Below are 627 nucleotides of genomic sequence, written 5' to 3' on the forward strand. Positions count from 1 at the left end.
GGAGGAGGCGCATGGATGGCACAGAAAACAAATCTATTTGGAGGAATAACTCTGAGCCCACGGGCTAAGCAGATGGCTTATTTAAAGGAACATGAAGAAGAAATTGTAAAATTTGTAAAGTCTAAAAATTCAAAGATAGAATCTGTTCAGATGGATTGGAATAGTTTAACTGTTGAACAGATAGGGAATGGAACTCCACAGGGGGGAGGTTATAATCTATCAGTGAAGGGTTCTTTTAATCATATAAAGGATTCTGACTTTACAATAGATTTTCGATTAAAAAATAAAAATGATGTGCCTTCAATAGATAGGATTGGTATGTATAATCAGCCTAGAGTGTTAAAAAATGGAGGTTGGGACAAGTATGACGGATAGTAATCTAAAAGATTATGACAATTTTTATGCAAATTTATCTCAGTCGGCTTATAGAGGGAGACCAAATACTTTATCACGCTATAATAATGCTGTAAATTGGACTTTGATAGATTATTCCCAAGATATAGATGATGATGGTGAAATCACTCCCGGAGGTAAACATCTTCCTCATGACGGTAAGGTCTACTTGCAGCCAGATCCTGATTTGCGAGATACTTATAAAGTTACATCGATACCAGTTCCTGATGCGAA

At 36.2% G+C, this 627-nt stretch carries 1 protein-coding gene and 1 pseudogene; both read left to right on the forward strand.

Going from position 1 to position 627, the window contains the following annotated elements:
- On the forward strand, positions 1–375 hold a 375-nt coding region (locus GMD1S_RS08705; RefSeq protein WP_000441586.1), incomplete at its 5' end, for a hypothetical protein.
- A pseudogene (locus GMD1S_RS08710) lies at positions 365–627 on the forward strand (DUF2974 domain-containing protein); the annotation flags it as partial. The gene GMD1S_RS08705 and the pseudogene GMD1S_RS08710, both read left to right, overlap by 11 nt.

Source organism: Streptococcus sp. GMD1S (assembly GCF_000296875.1).
Lineage (GTDB): Bacteria > Bacillota > Bacilli > Lactobacillales > Streptococcaceae > Streptococcus.